This window comes from Halapricum desulfuricans (assembly GCF_017094465.1).
GTDB lineage: Archaea > Halobacteriota > Halobacteria > Halobacteriales > Haloarculaceae > Halapricum.
Map to the genome: position 1 here is coordinate 1,139,196 of NZ_CP064791.1, position 16,213 is coordinate 1,155,408.

General features: G+C 63.8%; 10 protein-coding genes and 1 pseudogene. 2 read left to right on the top strand and 9 right to left on the bottom strand.

Annotated elements, in window-relative coordinates:
* Positions 1 to 2: 2 nt before the first annotated feature.
* From rpoB to HSEST_RS05870, 3 genes are read right to left on the bottom strand one after another with little or no spacing between them, the layout of a single operon-like run.
* On the bottom strand, positions 3 to 1,829 hold the full coding sequence (gene rpoB / locus HSEST_RS05860; protein ID WP_229122757.1) for a DNA-directed RNA polymerase subunit B: 1,827 nt from the start codon (positions 1,827 to 1,829) through the stop codon (positions 3 to 5).
* Position 1,830: 1 nt separating this feature from the next.
* Positions 1,831 to 3,396, bottom strand: coding sequence for a DNA-directed RNA polymerase subunit B'' (locus tag HSEST_RS05865; RefSeq protein WP_229122758.1), 1,566 nt, complete (start codon positions 3,394 to 3,396; stop codon positions 1,831 to 1,833).
* A 2-nt stretch (positions 3,397 to 3,398) separates the two neighbouring features.
* On the bottom strand, positions 3,399 to 3,626 hold the full coding sequence (locus HSEST_RS05870) for a DNA-directed RNA polymerase subunit H (RefSeq protein WP_229122759.1): 228 nt from the start codon (positions 3,624 to 3,626) through the stop codon (positions 3,399 to 3,401).
* A 260-nt stretch (positions 3,627 to 3,886) separates the two neighbouring features.
* Between HSEST_RS05870 and HSEST_RS05875 the strand changes: the two genes are divergently transcribed.
* On the top strand, positions 3,887 to 5,839 hold the full coding sequence (locus tag HSEST_RS05875; RefSeq protein ID WP_229122760.1) for an AMP-dependent synthetase/ligase: 1,953 nt from the start codon (positions 3,887 to 3,889) through the stop codon (positions 5,837 to 5,839).
* Between the two features lie 15 nt (positions 5,840 to 5,854).
* Here the strand turns inward: HSEST_RS05875 and HSEST_RS05880 are convergent, their stop codons facing one another.
* Both HSEST_RS05880 and HSEST_RS05885 read right to left on the bottom strand, forming a co-directional pair.
* Positions 5,855 to 7,300, bottom strand: coding sequence for a DASH family cryptochrome (locus tag HSEST_RS05880; protein WP_229122761.1), 1,446 nt, complete (start codon positions 7,298 to 7,300; stop codon positions 5,855 to 5,857).
* 118 nt (positions 7,301 to 7,418) lie between these two features.
* Positions 7,419 to 7,806 (bottom strand): annotated as a pseudogene (locus tag HSEST_RS05885) (secondary thiamine-phosphate synthase enzyme YjbQ).
* A gap of 100 nt (positions 7,807 to 7,906) precedes the next feature.
* Here HSEST_RS05885 and HSEST_RS05890 point away from each other — a divergent pair.
* Positions 7,907 to 8,464 carry a universal stress protein gene (locus HSEST_RS05890; protein WP_229122762.1) on the top strand — a complete coding sequence of 186 codons (558 nt, stop codon included), beginning with the start codon at positions 7,907 to 7,909 and terminating at the stop codon, positions 8,462 to 8,464.
* Position 8,465: 1 nt separating this feature from the next.
* Here HSEST_RS05890 and HSEST_RS05895 read toward each other — a convergent pair whose 3' ends face one another.
* The 4 genes from HSEST_RS05895 to HSEST_RS05910 are packed head-to-tail and all read right to left on the bottom strand — an operon-like array spanning position 8,466 to position 16,145.
* Positions 8,466 to 10,499, bottom strand: coding sequence for a SpoVR family protein (locus HSEST_RS05895; RefSeq protein WP_229122763.1), 2,034 nt, complete (start codon positions 10,497 to 10,499; stop codon positions 8,466 to 8,468).
* Positions 10,496 to 11,803, bottom strand: a complete 1,308-nt coding sequence (locus tag HSEST_RS05900; protein ID WP_229122764.1) for a YeaH/YhbH family protein — start codon at positions 11,801 to 11,803, stop codon at positions 10,496 to 10,498. Before HSEST_RS05900 ends, HSEST_RS05895 begins: the two co-directional genes overlap by 4 nt.
* Positions 11,794 to 14,073 (bottom strand): PrkA family serine protein kinase, encoded by a 2,280-nt coding sequence (locus tag HSEST_RS05905; protein ID WP_229122765.1) that lies wholly within the window; start codon positions 14,071 to 14,073, stop codon positions 11,794 to 11,796. Before HSEST_RS05905 ends, HSEST_RS05900 begins: the two co-directional genes overlap by 10 nt.
* Positions 14,073 to 16,145, bottom strand: a complete 2,073-nt coding sequence (locus tag HSEST_RS05910) for a PrkA family serine protein kinase (RefSeq protein ID WP_229122766.1) — start codon at positions 16,143 to 16,145, stop codon at positions 14,073 to 14,075. Before HSEST_RS05910 ends, HSEST_RS05905 begins: the two co-directional genes overlap by 1 nt.
* Between the last annotated feature and the right edge of the window lie 68 nt (positions 16,146 to 16,213).

Here is a 16,213-nt window from a genome sequence, read left to right on the forward strand (position 1 = left end):
TGTTAGACTGCGTCCTCCAGTTCGATCCGCGGTGCGATGCCCAGCGCCTTCATCTCGTCCAGCAGCAACTTGAACGCGTAGCTCATCTCGATCTCGTGGACATCCGTCTCCTCACCGCAGTTCGGACAGTAGACCCGGCGCTGGTCGACGTTCTCGACGGCGGCCATCCCACACTCAGCACAGATTGGGATGAACTCCCGGTCGGACTCATCGAGCAGCCGTTCCTTGAGGGTCATCGCTGCCCCGTGACCGATGAAGACGTCCCGTTCCATCTCCCCGATCCGGAGCCCGCCTTCCCGGGCACGACCCTCGGTGGGCTGGCGGGTCAGCACCTGCACCGGGCCGCGCGAGCGAGCGTGAATCTTGTTCGAGACCATGTGGTAGAGCTTCTGGTAGAAGATATCCCCGACGAAGATGTCGGCCTCGATCTTCTCGCCGGTAACACCGGAGTACATGGTTTCCTTGCCGCTGGAGTCGAATCCGTGTTCCTCCAGCGAGTCGCGCAGTTCCTCCTCGTCTTCGCCGGTGAAGGCGGTGCCGTCGACCCGGCGACCTTCCAGCGCGCCGACCTTCCCTCCGATCATCTCGAGGATGTGTCCGACCGTCATCCGCGAGGGCAGCGCGTGGGGATTGAGGATGAGATCCGGCACGACGCCCTCCTCGGTGAAGGGCATGTCCTCCTGGGGTGCGATGTGACCGACGACGCCCTTCTGGCCGTGTCGGGACGCGAACTTGTCCCCCAGTTCGGGGATCCGTTCGTCCCGGACTTTGACCTTCGAGAGCTTCGAACCGTCCTCGCCTTCCATCAGCGTGACGGTGTCGACGATGCCGGACTCGCCCGAGCGCATCGTCACCGACGTTTCGCGGCGCTTCTGCGGGGAGAGCCCACCCATGTCGTCCGGTTCTTCGAGGAACCGCGGCGGTGAGGTCTTCCCGAGGAGGACCGCGTTCTCGTCGACGCGGGTCTCGGGGTTGACCAGTCCGTCTTCGTCTAGATGGGTGTACGCGTCCTCGCCGCGAGCACCGCGGACTTCGTCATCCGGGATCTCGAAGCGATCCTCCTGGCCGCCGGGGTAGCGCCGTTCCTCGCCTTCGTAGGTCCGGAAGAAATGCGAGCGAGCGAGTGCCCGCTCGACGCTGCCCTTGTTCATGACCAGCGCGTCCTCGATGTTGAACCCCTCGTAGGACATGACGGCGACGACGAAGTTCTGTGCGGCGGGCCGGTCGTCGTAGCCGATCTGTTCGGTCGTCTGGGTCTTGACCATCGACAGCTGCGGGTAGTGCAGCAGGTGCTGGCGGGTATCGGGTCGGACCCGGTAGTTCGCGCTCGGCAGCCCGAGGGACTGCTTGATCATCCCTGACCCCATCGTAATCCGGGGACTGGCGTTGTGCTCGGGGTAGGGGATCATCCCCGCGCCGATCCCGAAGATGAGCTGGGGATCGACTTCGAGGTGCGTGTGATCCTCGGTGAGTTCCTCGCGTTCGACAGCGACGAGGATGTCCTCCTCTTCCTCGGCGTCGATGAACTCGATGTAGCCGCGATCGACCAGGTCCTGGAAGTCGATCTCGTCCGCTTCGAGAAGTTCGACTTCCCGCTCGGTCAACAGCGGTTCGCCGTCCTCGACGACGATCAGCGGTCGTCGTGCCCGGCCGGCGTCGGCGTTGACGATGACCTCGTCGGTGCGGTCTTTGACCGAGACGTTGACCATCTCGCTGACCTCACCGCGGCGGCGGGCCTGGCGGATCTGTTCGGCGAGCTGTTCGGGGTCGGGATGCGTGCCGACCAGACTTCCGTTGACGTAGACTTTCGCGTCGCGTCCCTGACTCATATTAATCGTCCGCGGGCTGTGTTTCGATGCTCTCGATGCCGGGGATGCCCTGAACTCCCATATCGGCGAGCGACTGTTTCAGATTCTGTTCGTTTTCGACGTTCTGGCTCAGCTCCATCGCCTGCGCGAAGTTCTTCACGAGCCCACAGTTCGGACCCTCCGGCGTCTCGGAGGGACAGATACGACCCCACTGGGTGGCGTGCAGGTCCCGCGCTTCGAAGTGTGGCTGGCTGCGACTGAGTGGCGAGCGAAGCCGCCGGAGGTGAGAGAGAACGCCCATGAAGTCCGTCCGATCGACGAGCTGGCTCACACCGGAGCGGCCACCGACCCAGTTGCCGGTCGCGAGTGGGTGCTCCAGTCGCTCCGTGAGAACGTCCGATCGGACGACCGTCGAAACCGAAAGCTGACGGTTGCGCATGTTGGCGCGTTCGAGCTGGTATTTCACGTCGCGCGCCAGCTTGTTCAGCGCCGTCCGGAAGAGGTCCCGCATGAGGTCGCCGGAAACCTTCAGGCGCTTGTTGGCGTAGTGGTCCTTGTCGTCGGACTCTCGCCGATCCAGCGCCAGCTCGAAGCAGGCCTCGGCCATCCGACAGAGGTAGTAGGCCTTGTTGATCCGGACTTCCTCCTCGTCGATGCCGTCCTCGTGAAGGTGCGGCAGGAGATAGCGATCGATGACGTAGTTGGCACGTTTGAGCTGGTAGTTTTTGCCCTGGCCCGAGGCGACCCGTTTCCCGAGCTTCTCGATGGCCTCCTCGGTCGTCTGGACGTCGGCGGCCTCCAGGTTCTCCAGCATGAACTTCACGATCTCGGGGTCGTCGCTGACGCGGTGGACGATCTCCTCGTCGGATTCCAACCCGAGCGCACGTACGAGCGTGACGAAGTCGACCGAGCCCGAGACCGAGGGGAACGACACTTCCAGCAATCCGTCGCGGGTGCGTTCGGTCAACACCAGCGCGCGATAGCCCCGGCGCTGTGAGAAGGTCTTTGCGACCTGGACCTCGTCGCCGTACTTGCTGTCGTATTCTGCGAGGATCTTGTTCGGGGCGAGGTCCTCGCTGGTCATCAGCACTCGCTCGGACCCGTTGACGATGAAGTAGCCACCGGGGTCGGCGGGGTCCTCGCCAATGTCGATTAGTTCCTCGTCGGAGAAGCCGGCGATGTTACACTTCTCGGACCCGACCATGATCGGCATGCGACCGATCTTGGTCTCGGTCTGGTCGACGACCCGCTCTTCCTCTTCCTCGCCGCCCTTGACGATAGCCATCTCCATGAAGACCGGCGCGGAGTAGGTGATGTTCCGCAACCTGGCTTCCTGGGGGTACAGCAGTTCCTCGCTACCGTCGGCCTCACGAACCCGGGGCGTGACGACGCGGACGTCGCCCAGTTCGACCCAGACGGGCTCCTGGCCTTCCTTGTCCCCGATATCGGTTTCGATGGTCGCCTTCTCGTCGACGACCTCCTGCATCCCCCGTTCGAGGAAGGCGTTGAACGAGCGGAAGTGGTGTTCGGCGAGGCGATCCTTCGAGAAGTATTCCCGTGAAATGGTTCGGCGTTGTTCTGTATCCATGCTTACTCGATTACGAGTCGATAGACGACCGCTCGGTCTGTGGTTCGCGAATCGCGCTCGACCTTGATCACGTCGCCAACCCCGGCGTCATCCGGCAGCCCGGGATCGGTTCGTTTGATCTTCGGCAGATCAGTCTTTTTGATGTCGTACTCTGCGAGCACGTCCTCGAGTTCGTCGCTGTCGAGGACGGTGTGGTCCGGGACGAGTTCGTGTTGGCTTACATCTACCATGTGTGGTGTGGGTTGACCGACTAGAGAAGGCTGTTCGAGATACTACAGCTACCTATTGGCGGCATCCATTTAACCCTTGCCAAAACCGCCTGCAACAGCTATCGACGACCCCGCGAACGGTACCCGTGTGTACGAGGACCACTATCAAAGGTGTTGGGGTCCGAGCCGCCGTGGCCGCGCCACGTCCGCCCCGGGCCGATCGCATCGCCCCGATTGCCTCTTCCACGATGATTATTCATAAGGGATTCGAACAGCCGGGTATGGACACGCGGAGCTGGCGTGACGCGGAACGGGAGCACACAGACGCGGTGGTCGGGCGGGACACGCTCGCGGAGATGTTCGAAGGGGCGGCCGATCGCAACGCGGCGCAGGACGCGCAGCTGTACAAGACGGGCTGTTACGAGCGGACGCTGCCGGCGACCGAGACGCCGGGTTCGGAGTCCGGTCGCTACCGGGCGCTGACGTACGCGGAGATGCGCGAGAGCGTCCGCCATCTGGCGGCGGGGTTTCGCGAACTCGGGGTAGGCAGCGACGATCGGGTCGGCATCTTCGCGAACACGCGCATGGAGTGGGCCCAGACCGATTTCGCGCTGCTCGCGGCTGGCGGTGTCGTCACGACCGTCTATACCGAGTCCTCGCCACAGCAGGTCGGGTTCCTGCTGGGCGATCCCGATGCGATCGGGGTCGTCGTCGAAAACGGCGACCTGCTCGATCGCGTGCTGGAGGTCGAAGACGACCTCGACTTGGAGTTCATCGTCGCTATGGACGAGATCTACGGTCACGGCGACCGCGAGGACATCTACACGCTGGGCGAGGTCGCACGCCTCGGCGCGGACGCGTTCGAGGAGTCCGCCTATCGGGGCTGGCTGGGAGAGCGCGACCCCGGGGACCTGGCGACGCTGATCTACACCTCTGGGACGACGGGCACGCCCAAAGGCGTGAAACTCACCCACTGGAACCTCCGGTCGAACGTCAACCAGACCCGCAAGCGGATCGGGCCACGCCCCGACAAGCCCGAGGATGTCCCCACTCTGGATAGCGGTACGCGGACGATCTCGTTTCTCCCGCTGGCGCACGTCTTCGAGCGGACCGCGGGCCACTTCCTCATGTTCGCCACTGGCGCGACTGTCGGGTACGCCGAGAGCCCGGACACCATTCCGGAGGACATCAACAAGATCCGGCCACAGACCGGGACGAGCGTCCCGCGGATCTACGAACGGATCTTCGGCCGGATGCGGGACACGGCCGGCGAGACGGCGACCAAGCAGCGGATCTTCGAGTGGGCAGTCGACGTGGCCCGAGCCTATGCCCGGGCGGATCCGCCGGGACCGTTGCTTCGGGCCAAACATCGGCTGGCGGACTATCTGGTCTACGAGAGCGTCCGGAGCCGGCTCGGTGGCAACGTCGAGTTCATGGTCAGCGGCGGTGGGAGCCTCGGTACCGAACTGGCCGAGCTGTTCCTCGGGATGGGACTTCCGATCCTGGAGGGGTACGGTCTGACTGAAACGTCGCCGGTCGTGTCCGTCAACCCACCTGAGGACGTCCGACCCGGGACGCTCGGACCGCCGGTCGTCGACGTGGAGACGCGTCTCGACACGGAACTGGTCACCGACGAGGAGTTTCCGGACGCCGAGGGCGAAGTCGGAGAGCTACAGGTCAAGGGCCCGAACGTCTATCCCGGGTACTGGGAGCTTCCCGAGGACACAGAGCGCGTGTTCACCGACGACGGCTGGTTCCGGACTGGCGACATCGTCGAGCAGACCGCTGATGGGTATCTGATCTATCGCGACCGGATGAAACAGATCCTCGTGCTCGATACGGGCAAGAACGTCGCCCCGGGCCGGATCGAAAACGAGTTCGCCACCAGCGAACGGGTCGAACAGATCATGGCCGTCGGCGACGGCCAGAAGTTCGTCAGTGCGCTCATCGCGCCGAACTTCGAGCGACTCGAACGCTGGGCTGAGCGGGAGGGGATCGACCTGCCGGACGATCGCACGCGGCTCTGTCAGGACGAGCGCGTCCGCCAGTGGATCGGCGAAGAAGTCGAACGGGTCAACGAGAACCTCGAACCGGTCGAGCAGGTCAAACAGTTCCGACTCACGCCGGAGGAGTGGACGCCCGACAACGAGCTGTTGACGCCCTCGCTGAAGAAAAAGCGCCGGACGATCCTCCAGCGGTTCAACAACCAGGTCGAGGATATCTACGAGGAGTAGTTCCCTCATCGAGACCTACGACGAGGGGCCATCGAAGTGCATGTTGGGGTCGACTATTGGCTCGGGGTACTCGACCCTGAGTTCGACACCGTAGCGCGCCTGTTCGTCGGCGTCCATCCGCCAGGGCTCGTGGGCGTACCGGGGTGGGAGATCCGCTAACTCGGGCACCCAGTGACGGACGTACTCGGCGTCGGGGTCGTAGTTGTGTGCCTGCCAGAGCACGTCGAACGCCCGGTCGCGCGAATCGGTTCCGACGCCGGCGACGTACGCCCAGTTGCCGTAGTTCGAGGCGACGTCGTAATCGAGTAGACTGGATTCGTAGTAGGCAGCCCCCCAGCGCCAGTCGATCCGGAGCGTGTTCGCCAGAAAGGAAGCGGCGTTCTGACGGGCGCGGTTGCTCTGATAGCCCGTCGCTGCCAGCTCCCGCATGGCCGCGTCGACGAACGGGAAGCCGGTCTCACCGTCGGCCCACCGCCGGAAGGCAGTCTCGTCGCGGTTCCAAACGATCTCACGGTCCTGGATTCCGCCGGGCGTGAAGTACGCGTCGCCGTGTTTCGCGAGCTGGAACTGGAAGAAGTCACGCCAGCGCAACTCGAACACCAGCCAGTACGTCGAGTCGTTCGAGACGCGCTCGCGCTCGTATCGATCGACCGCCCGCTTGACCCGTCGCGGCGACAGACAGCCCTGTGCGAGCCACGGCGAGAACTTCGAGGAGAAGTCCATCCCGAGCAATCCGTTTCGCGTCTCACGGTACTCCCGCAGCCGGTCGCGCTCGAAAATATACGTCTGCAGTCGCTCCAGGGCCGCCGACTCCCCGCCGGGGACGGGCATCGGCGTGTCGTCGCCGGGTGTGTCATCCGTCCGTTCGTCGTATCCCAGCTCCGACAGCGTCGGGATCGACCCCCCATCCATGTCGGGTGTGGGAACCGACTCGGGCGGAGCCAGTGGCTCGGGAACTGACGAGTTCGCTTCCACGCTGTCTTTCCAGGGCGTGAACGTGTCCTGGACGTGCTCGATTGCCGTCGGCAGGTCTTCGATCGCGTGTAGCGTGTGGGTCCAGTGGGTCGTCAGATCGACGCCGACTGATTCGAGTTCGCTCTCGACGGCGGATGCAGTCCGACGCTCCTCAGTTCCGGGAAGCCGCTGGGCGTGGACTGCGTCGGCGTCGACGGACTCGGCGACGGCGGGAACGACTGACCCGGGATCGCCGTGGCGGACGAGCAACTCGCCGTCGCGTTCGTGCATTCGCTGTCGAAGGTCCTGAACGCTCTCGCGGACGAACCGCGCTCGGCGGCGTCCGATCCGAGGTTCGTCGATCCAGCGGCTCCTGGCTCCGAACAGCCCAGGTTCGAACGTGTATAGCGGGACGACGCGGTCGTTTTCTTCGAGGGCCCGCTGGAGCGTCGGGTTATCGTGGACGCGAAGGTCGCGGCGAAACCAGACAACTGCCACATCTGCCATATCCATTGCTGGGCACTACAGCCCCCTTACCACCATGCCGAAACAGTTTGATGTCGGGCCGATCGCACGAAATCTGGCCGTTCGCTATGTATCGACGACTGTGATATCTGGCCGTTCGCTATGCATCGACGACTGTGACCCGAAGTTCGCGCGTACGAGGTCCGTCACACTCGACCAACAGTGCTGATTGCCAGGTGCCGAGATCAAGCTGGCCGTCGCTGACGGGAACGGTCACGCTCGGCCCGACGAGTAGCGCCCGGACGTGACCGTCAGCGTTGTCGTCGATCTCGTCGTGTGCCCACCCCGTATCCGGAACGAGCTGATCCAGCGCGTCGGCCAGATCCCCGAGGAGGTCAATCCGCTTCGTTGACTGTCACCCCAGCGGTCGTGTGCTGCACGAACACCGTCGCGACTCCGTCCGCGTTCTCCGGCAGCGCTTCGGTGACAGCGTCCGTTACGTCTAAAACCTCCGATCGGTCGTTCGTCTCGACCGAAACTGTCGGCATACCCGCTGCATCGCAAGTTGACGGTATAAACACAGTTGATAGATAGAAAATATACTAATTAATAGAAATATATAATAACTAATAGGACGAACGTTCGGGCATGGACACGATAACGATCCTCATCGCTGTCGGACAGGAAGACAGGGAACGAGCCGAGCGGATGGCCAAGACGGTGCGCACGGTCGTCGGCGATCGGGAATCGCGGGTGCTCGTCGGACACGTGCTGACCGAATCCGAATACGAGCAGACGGCCGAGCGGCTGGAACCGGCGACAGACGCCGAGACTAAAGCCATGTCAGCGGCGCGGCCCGAAACGAGCGTGGCGTACGCCGGTACAGCCGGCGAAACGTCGGCCCCGGGTGAAGCCGAGCTACCGACCGAAGCAGCCGTCAAGCGGGTCATCGGCCAGCGGACAGTCGTTCGCGATCTGGTCGAGACACTTCAGGAGGCCGGATTCGAGCCCGAAGTGCTCGGCGGCGTCGGTGATCCCGCCGAGGGCATCGTCGCGATGATCGACGACCACGACGCGGATTTCGTCGTAATTGGTGGCCGCGACCGCTCGCCGACCAGACAGGCGATGTTCGGCAGCGTCTCTCAGGAGATCCTTCGATCCGCGCGTTGTCCGGCCATCTCCGTGCGAGGGATGGACGAAGTCTGACTCAACGCAGCCACTCGTCCGGTTTCGTGTCGTAGTCGATGTCGGTCGCCGCGAGGTGCTCGACGTCCTCCCAGGGGACGTCCTCGACGGTGACGTGCGCACCGTCGTAGCGCAGCCGGCGGCCGACTTCGGTCGGGTCGGGCTCTCGGTCCCGGCGTCGGGCGACCTCGACGTCGCTCTCGTCGTACTCCTTGTCGATGGTCAGCAAGTTCACGGGCCGTCCCCAGAGTTCGAACACGCGCTTGAGTACCTCCGTGGCCCGTTTGTCGTCGAGGACGACCCCGTTGTACCGGTGGGCCAACAGCAGCTCGCCGGCGTTGTCGTAGTTACCGTCCGCGACGACGATCGTGGGCTTCCCGAAGTTGGTGAACTGCAACAGCAGCTTCTTTTTGACGTCCTCGTGATCGGTCGAGGAGACGCGGAACTCCCCCGACTTCTGGGAGTGTTCGTATGCGAAGTAGTCGTTCGCATCGACGAACTCTTCGGTGAGAAACGCCTCCAGGAACGTCACGTCGTTGTGGCTCTGGCGGACCTCGCGCATCCGGTCCCAGCCGCGAGCGTACTCGACATCGGCGAGTGCCGCCTCGACGCTTCCATAGCGGCTGTCGTCGAAGAGGTAGCGGCTGATCCGCTCTAGCTCTTCCAGACCGATCCGGCCCAGGAACCCGCGGTTCTGTGCCTGGACCAGCGAGTAATGTCGCTGGACCAGTCCGTCGTAGGTGAGGACCGTCCAGGGGTAGGTCTCGACGTCGATCGCTCCGCTTCGAGCGCGTTCGAGTGCCTTCGCGTCGATACGTGGATCGTCCGGGTCGATCTCGTCGAGATGGCCCGGCACGTCTTCGAGCCACGCCGGCGGCTCCAGGACCGACCGGACCGCACCGAAGTCGACGGTATCACGGAAGTTCCGCCAGGTGATCCCGTCGACTTTGAGGAGTCGCTCGACGACTTCCCGCCGGTTGGCGGTGTTCTCGACGTACTGCCACAACTCCAGTCCGAGTTTGTACGGGTTGAGTCCGCCCGAGCCGAGCACCTTCGACATGTGATCGGCGTAGGTGACAAACTCGTCGTCGGCCGCAAAGCCCTCACCGACCATCATGACCGACTCCCAGTAGCTAGCCCACCCCTCGTTGAGCACCTTCGTCATCTTCTGGGGGGCGAAGTAGTAGGATTCCCGACGGACGATCTCCAGGACCTCCTTCTGCCAGTCGGTCATCTCGATGGCCTTCCCGGCTCCCTCGTCGTGCTGCTTGCCGTGTTTTCGGAGGAATCCGACGACGTCTCTCTCGGGAGTGTCCGGGAACGAGACTGACCCGTCGTCGTCACTCTGGGTGTCGAGCCACTCCTCGTCGAACACCTGCTGGCGCACCTCTTCGGTGAGATCCAGATCGTCCAGGTGATCGGCCACGTCGGCGGTGTCGAGGTCCTCGGTCCTCTCGTCGGTCACGACGGGCGCGTACGGGCGGTGCTGGTCGATGGTGTCCTCCAGACAGAGAACGTGATCGATCCACTTTTCGACCTCACCCCGGTCGATCTCGGGGTCGGTCATGTATTCCTCGATCGTCTCGGCGTGGCGGGCGAGCATCGCCGTGGCGTCCGGCCCCGACTCCGGCCGAGCGTCGGATCGGTTGTCCGGCGCTTCGTCCCGGCCGGTGAACAGTCCGAACCACTCGTTGTTCGCGAAGAAATCGGCGTGGGCCTCGACGTGAGTGATGACCGCCTTCTGGTCGGCCAGGGTGTTTGACTCTTGGAGGAACGCGTGGGCCGGGTTGTCGTTGTTGACGATCTCGAAGGCCTTCCCGCCGAGGAACTGGCTCTGCTTTCGCTGGCGGTCGTACTGCATGCCCCACCGCCAGTGGGGGTATCGCTCCTGGAACCCGCCGTAGGCGATCAACTCGTTCATCTCGTCGTAATCGACGATCCAGTAGTTGACCGGATACGGGGTCAAGCCGAGTTTTTCGGCGAGCTCACCGGCTTTCTCGACTGGTTCTTGCAGGTTGTCCGCGATCCGTTGGGCTTCGATGCGTTCGTCTATCATGACTGTTCGTCCGTGCTGAGGATCTCGTAGATGGCGTCGACCACGTCCCCTGGTCCGTTGACGTAGGCCACGGCGACGTCGTCGGCGTCCCGGAAGTGCCGCTCGACCTCTTCGGCGTGGGTCGCGTTGATCGCGTTCCCGCTGGGCTGAGTCTCGACGTAGGCGTGGAGATTCGCCGGGATCGCTTCCATCAGCGGGATTACCTTGTCCTCGGTGTCGTTCGACGAGTTTTCGCTGTCGCCGGCGGCGAAGACGTAGCGGTTCCACTCGCTCCAGGGATAGGCTTCGTCGAGCGCTGTCATCGCCAGCTCGTAGGCGCTAGAGATGCGAGTCCCGCCGCCGCTGCGGATGCCGAAGAACTCCTCGCGGTTGACCTCCCAGGCCTCGGCGTCGTGGGCGATGTAGACGAACTCGGCGTTGTCGTACTTGCCCTGGAGATACCAGTCAAGCGGGGTGAAGGTCCGCTCGACTAGCTCGCGTTTCTGCTGGCGCATACTCCCGGAGACGTCGCGGATGTTGACCACGACGACGTTGCGCTCTTTCTCCTCGATGATCTCGGGGTAGCGATAGCGTTCGTCCTGACGCCGAAAGGGGATCTCGTTGATCCCTTCCCGGCGAATGCGCTGGGCTGCACTCTCGTGCTCGACGCGTTCGGTCATCTCCTCGATGGATCCCCACCGGTCGCGCTCGTCAGCAGGCATCCCCTCGTAAGCGTCCTCGATCCACGCTCGGGAGACGGGGATGTTCTCCCCGCGGGCCCACTCGTAGACCGTCGCCGGGCCCCAGCCGGCGACTCGCAGGGCCTCACGGACGTACGCCTCGTCGAAGTCCATCGCCATCTTGCGCTTGAGCCCCTCCTTGAACAGCCGCTCGAAATCCAGCGTCGAGGACGGTCCGGTCCGGGTGATGTCGGTGAAATCCCCTTCTGTCTCCTCGACCACCTTCTTGCCCTTGGGATCGAGATCCAGCCCGAGCTGTTCGTCCAGTTCCCGGGCAAACTCCTCGGGATCCATCTCGTAGTACTCGTGATCGCCGCCCTCCTCGCCGGGGTCGCCGTCCTCGTCGCCGTCGTCCGGCTGTGGCTGTTCGACGGGGTCACCTTCTTCGGCGCCCTCGCCCTGGCCGACCCCGCCCCGGTCGCGCCGGTCGTAGACGAACTCCGGCAGATCGACGATCTTGATCGGGATCCGGACCGAATCCGCCCGGGACTTCCCGAGGTCACCGTACTGGATAAACTCCGCGAGATCCTGGCGGCGCTTCTCGCCGACCTCGCGGTAGCGTTCGAGGTCGTCTCTCAGTCCCATCTGTAGCTCACCTGTCCCATGACGTGGCGGCTGGTCAGCTCCGCGCCGGCTTCGCTGTACTCGAACAGATCGGTCATGTTCTCGATCGTCCGCGCCTTGACACGGGCCGTCTCGGTGTTCGCCGGCGGGTCGTCCCACTGCCGCGGATCGAAGTCCTCGTGGGTCCGCTTGACGTCGGCCCAGTCGTGGCTGCCAAGCACGGTTCGGATCACCGGGATCTCCTTCGGATTGACGTCGCCGACCTGGAACTGTTCGTCGCGGTTGTGCCAGGCGTAGCGGTTCAACGCGGTGATGATCCGGTCTGTCCGGAACTGCTCGACGTTCCGGGTGGGCTCGTTGCCGTGATAGTCCCGCTCCTCGAAGCGGCCGAGGTGCTCGATCTCGAAGACCTTCATCTTCAGCGGGTCCGGGTCGACACGTTCGCCCCGTTCGTTTTCGATTCGTTCGTCGGTCGCCCACGCGTAGACGTGCTCGATGTACTCCTCGACAGTGGACTCCTCGACGCGCTTCTCGCGCATGATCGCCGCCAGCACGTCCTCCTCCTGCCGGTTGAAGATGTGGTTTTTGACCGGGACGACCCGTTCTTCGAATTCTGCAACTTCCTTCGTCGAGAAGACCGGTGCCGTTCGGAGGCCGGTAGCCATCGCGTCTAGCACGTCTCTCGGCATAATGATGTCCTCGACGGGCAACTCGGCGTGATACCGCTCGGTCTCGGTCTGGAGCAGGTCGGCGATGACGTCTCTGGTGTAGGTGACCGGGATCCCGCGTTCGCCATCGCTCGCGCTGTCGGAGAACGCGAAGGCGTCGATCTCGCGGCGCTCGTCGCCGTCCTGGAGGTAGCCGCGGTCGAACAGCAGGGCCTTCTCGACCGGATCCAGTTCGCTCGGGAGGTCGCTATCGTCCAGTCGGGACACCACGTCGTACAGCGCCGCCGCTTCGAGGGTGTGCGGCGCGAGTTCGCGCTCGCGAACGCCGTGTTCCCGGCGCACGTCCACTCCGGCAGGGCTGCGGATGCGCCCGTCCAGTTCCGTCCAGGAGTCGGCCTGCCAGACCGTCGTGTCGTTGGTCAGTTCCCGCCGGAGGAGTTGCGTCTCCAGCGAGAGGTTCGTCAGGTAGCCGAAGCGGTGTTTGTTCAGCCGCCGTTTGAGCGCCTTCAGTGGGTCCTGGCCCTCGCGGTCGGCGTGCTGGTTCAGCGTCGCTTCCAGGTCCGGGTTGGAGATGATGACCAGCTGGGTGTCGATGTCCATCCCGATCCCCCGGTCCAGCTTGACCGCACCTTCGTCGGGGACGTTCAGCAGCTTCTGCAGGAGGTCGGCGTGCTGGGCGGCGTCCTCGACGATCGTCAGCAGGCCGTTCCCCTGGCTCAACACGCCGTCGTAGGAGAACGCCTGGGGGTTCTTCCGCCCGCGGGAGTCAAGCTCCCGCAACATCCCGGCCATCCAGGAACCGACGAGTCGTTCCTTGGGGCTCCCTTCGTCCTCGCTGTGGAGGACGCCGATCCCCTGTCCGACGTCGACGACGTAGTTTTTCACCCGGAGATGGCGCGGGCTCGTCACCGCCGAGAACAGATCCGCGACACCCTCGCGGCGGTACTGCTCCTCGAGGTACTCGTAGGCTTCCCGGGAGAAGGGGTCGAGATCGCCCTCGACGGAGACGCTGTCGTGCTCGTCTAGTTGCCCGTTGATCGCTTCGAGCAGCTCCGCTCGGACCGTCTGCGGGAAGACCGTCAGGGGGTGGACCTGCACCGGACTCTCGTACCAGTCGTCCTCGTCGCTGACCTGCCGGTCGCCGTAGGTGAGGCCGGTGGCTTCCCCGTCGGCCCCGGCGACGTTCCACTCGACGGTGTATCGCCGGCCGGCGTCGGTCCTGGAGTAGGCCCGCAGCCCGTTGATGAGACAGCGCTTGAGCTCGGACTTGCCGGTGGCTGTCGGCCCTTCCAGCCAGACAATCTTCTCGTCTTTCCCGCGGCGAGCGGCGATCGATCGCAGGTCGTCCACCAGCCCGTTTAGTACCTCGGTGTTGCCGAGGATCGCGTGTTCGCCGTCGTTGTGCGGGTCGTCGAAGAAGCGATAGCGCTCGCGTTCTTCCCCCTCCTCGATGACCGTGCGGGTGCCGGCGTCCTCGATAGCGTCGAGCAGGTACTTCGAGGCGTGGGCGGCCAGTTCCGGCCGGTCGAGCAGCAGGTCGACGTAGCCCGGCAGCGACAGCGGCTCCTGGTAGGTCGCGTCCAGTTCCCGGTCGGCCGCGGTGATGAATTGCTCCCCGTCCATCAGTCTTCCATCTCGCTTTTCGCGACTTCCGCGCCGGCGAACTCCAGCACCTCCCTGGCACCCTCCTGGCTGTAGCCCTGATCGATCAGCGCCTCGATCCACGCTGACCGCTCGTCGTCGTCCATCTCGCCGGAGGACACCAGCGCCGAGAAGTTGATGTTGTGTTTCTTGTCTTCCCAGAGCTTGCGCTCTAAGGCGCGGCGCAGTCGGTCGTTGTCCTGTGGGTCGAAGCTCGACCCTTCACGAGCCCGACGGGAGACCCAGTTAGCGACCTCCTGGCGGAAGTCGTCCTTGCGGTCCTCGGGCAGGCTCAGCTTCTCCTCGACGCTGCGGAGGAACTGCTCGTCGGGTTCCTGCTCGCGGCCCGTGATCTCGTCCTCGACGGTGTCGTCGTCGATGTAGGCCATCACGTGGTCCATGTACTTCTCGCCCTGGCGCTGGATCTCCTCGACGTCGTAGGCCAGGGCGTGGCGGACGTCCTCGATGGCGCGGTCCTTGTACTCCTCCCGGACCAGTTCGAGATAGCGGTAGTAGGTATCGAACTGCTCTTCGGCGATCGAGCCGTGGTGTTCGAGGTTCGCTTCGAGGTGGTTGAACGTCGTCAGCGGCGAGAGGAACTCCCGATCGCGGTGCATCGAGTCCATGATCGCCTCGGCGATCTCGTCGCCGATGAACCGCGGGCTGACGCCCTCCATCCCCTCGCCGATCTCGGCGGTCGCGTCACCCTCCTCGCGGAGCTTCTTTACGTCGACGTCGTCGGTCGCATCGATCTCGCCGTTGTAGGCCTTGGCTTTCTGGATCAGGTCGATCTTCCCGGCATCGGGCTCTTCGATCCGGGTCAACACGCCGAACAGCCCCGCCATCTCCAGGGTGTGGGGTTCGACGGAGATGTCAGGCAGATCGGCGTTGCGTAGCATCTTCCGGTAGATCATCGCCTCGTCTTCGTAGCCCAACACGTACGGAAAGTCGATGCGCTTGGTCCGGTCGTTGAACGCCTCCATCTTCTCGTCGCCCTTCTTCTCTTTGTACTCGGGCATGTTGGTCCGGCCGACGATCACCTGGTCGATGTCGATCCGAGGGTTGTTCTTGGGTTTGATCGTCTGTTCCTGGGTCGCGTGCAGGAAGTCATAGAGGAACTCCCGCTGGAGTTTCAGGAGCTCCTCCCCGGAGAACAGCCCCCGGTTGGCGTTGCAGAACGCGCCCGAGTAATCGAACGCCCGCGGGTCACTCTCGCCGTAGATCGCGATCTTCGAGTAGTTGACGTCACCGGTCAGCTCGGTTTCGTCCTGGTTTTTCTTGTCTTTGGGCTCGAAGGTCTCGATAGCCTGTCGCATGTTCTCGTCGGCCACGAGGCGGACGATTTCGACGTGGCCCTCCAGCACGGTCTCTAGGTCGTCGTCGTAGTACGCCAGCAGCCGATCCATGTAGAACTCGCTGGCGGGGTCCAGGGCCTGCTCGTTGCGGATCGTGTACGGCGCATCCAGCAGCTCGTTGATGTCGTCGAGGATGTCCTGGCGTTGCTGTTCGGGGATCAACACCAGCGGGTCCTGGTTCATCGGCGATCGGACTGTGTCGTCGGCGGGGTCCTGATCGGGGATGACGTCACAGAGGTTCGTCCACCGGAAGGTGTACATCCGCCCCTCATCCCGGCGGGTGTAATCCTCGAAGTACCGCCGGACCTGCCGGTCGAAGTCGGACTTCCCCGATCCGACTGGACCGAGCAGGAGTTTGATTCGCTTTTGGGGCCCGAGTCCGCGCGCGCCGCTTTTGACCTTGTTGACGAACTCGTGGATCGACTCGTGGATGACACGGCCGTAAAAGGTGTTCTCGCCGTCGTTGATCGGGTCCTCGGAGGCGAGTTTGTACTCGACGAGGCCGGCGTCTTCGTCGTACTCGGTACCGTAGTAGTCGAACATATCGGCGACGCGCTGATGGGCGCTACGGGCGACCGCCGGCTCCTCGTACAACTGATCGAGGTACCACTCGAAGTCGTGGTGATCACGGAGGTCGGCGGGGATCGAGGCCCGGTAATCGTCGCTCAGTTCTGACAGAGTGTCTGGATTGCTTGTCATGCTATCACGAACGGGGTGGAGGACAGTCGAGCCCGTCGGTTACGGGACCCTCCACTGTTCTCGGAGTC

What these genes read in the sequence shown, in the direction of transcription:
- rpoB (WP_229122757.1), bottom strand. Translation starts at nt 1,829, where the DNA reads ATGAGTCAGGGACGCGACGCGAAAGTCTACGTCAACGGAAGTCTGGTC.
- HSEST_RS05865 (WP_229122758.1), bottom strand. Translation starts at nt 3,396, where the DNA reads ATGGATACAGAACAACGCCGAACCATTTCACGGGAATACTTCTCGAAG.
- HSEST_RS05870 (WP_229122759.1), bottom strand. Translation starts at nt 3,626, where the DNA reads ATGGTAGATGTAAGCCAACACGAACTCGTCCCGGACCACACCGTCCTC.
- HSEST_RS05875 (WP_229122760.1), top strand. Translation starts at nt 3,887, where the DNA reads ATGGACACGCGGAGCTGGCGTGACGCGGAACGGGAGCACACAGACGCG.
- HSEST_RS05880 (WP_229122761.1), bottom strand. Translation starts at nt 7,300, where the DNA reads ATGGCAGATGTGGCAGTTGTCTGGTTTCGCCGCGACCTTCGCGTCCAC.
- HSEST_RS05890 (WP_229122762.1), top strand. Translation starts at nt 7,907, where the DNA reads ATGGACACGATAACGATCCTCATCGCTGTCGGACAGGAAGACAGGGAA.
- HSEST_RS05895 (WP_229122763.1), bottom strand. Translation starts at nt 10,499, where the DNA reads ATGATAGACGAACGCATCGAAGCCCAACGGATCGCGGACAACCTGCAA.
- HSEST_RS05900 (WP_229122764.1), bottom strand. Translation starts at nt 11,803, where the DNA reads ATGGGACTGAGAGACGACCTCGAACGCTACCGCGAGGTCGGCGAGAAG.
- HSEST_RS05905 (WP_229122765.1), bottom strand. Translation starts at nt 14,073, where the DNA reads ATGGACGGGGAGCAATTCATCACCGCGGCCGACCGGGAACTGGACGCG.
- HSEST_RS05910 (WP_229122766.1), bottom strand. Translation starts at nt 16,145, where the DNA reads ATGACAAGCAATCCAGACACTCTGTCAGAACTGAGCGACGATTACCGG.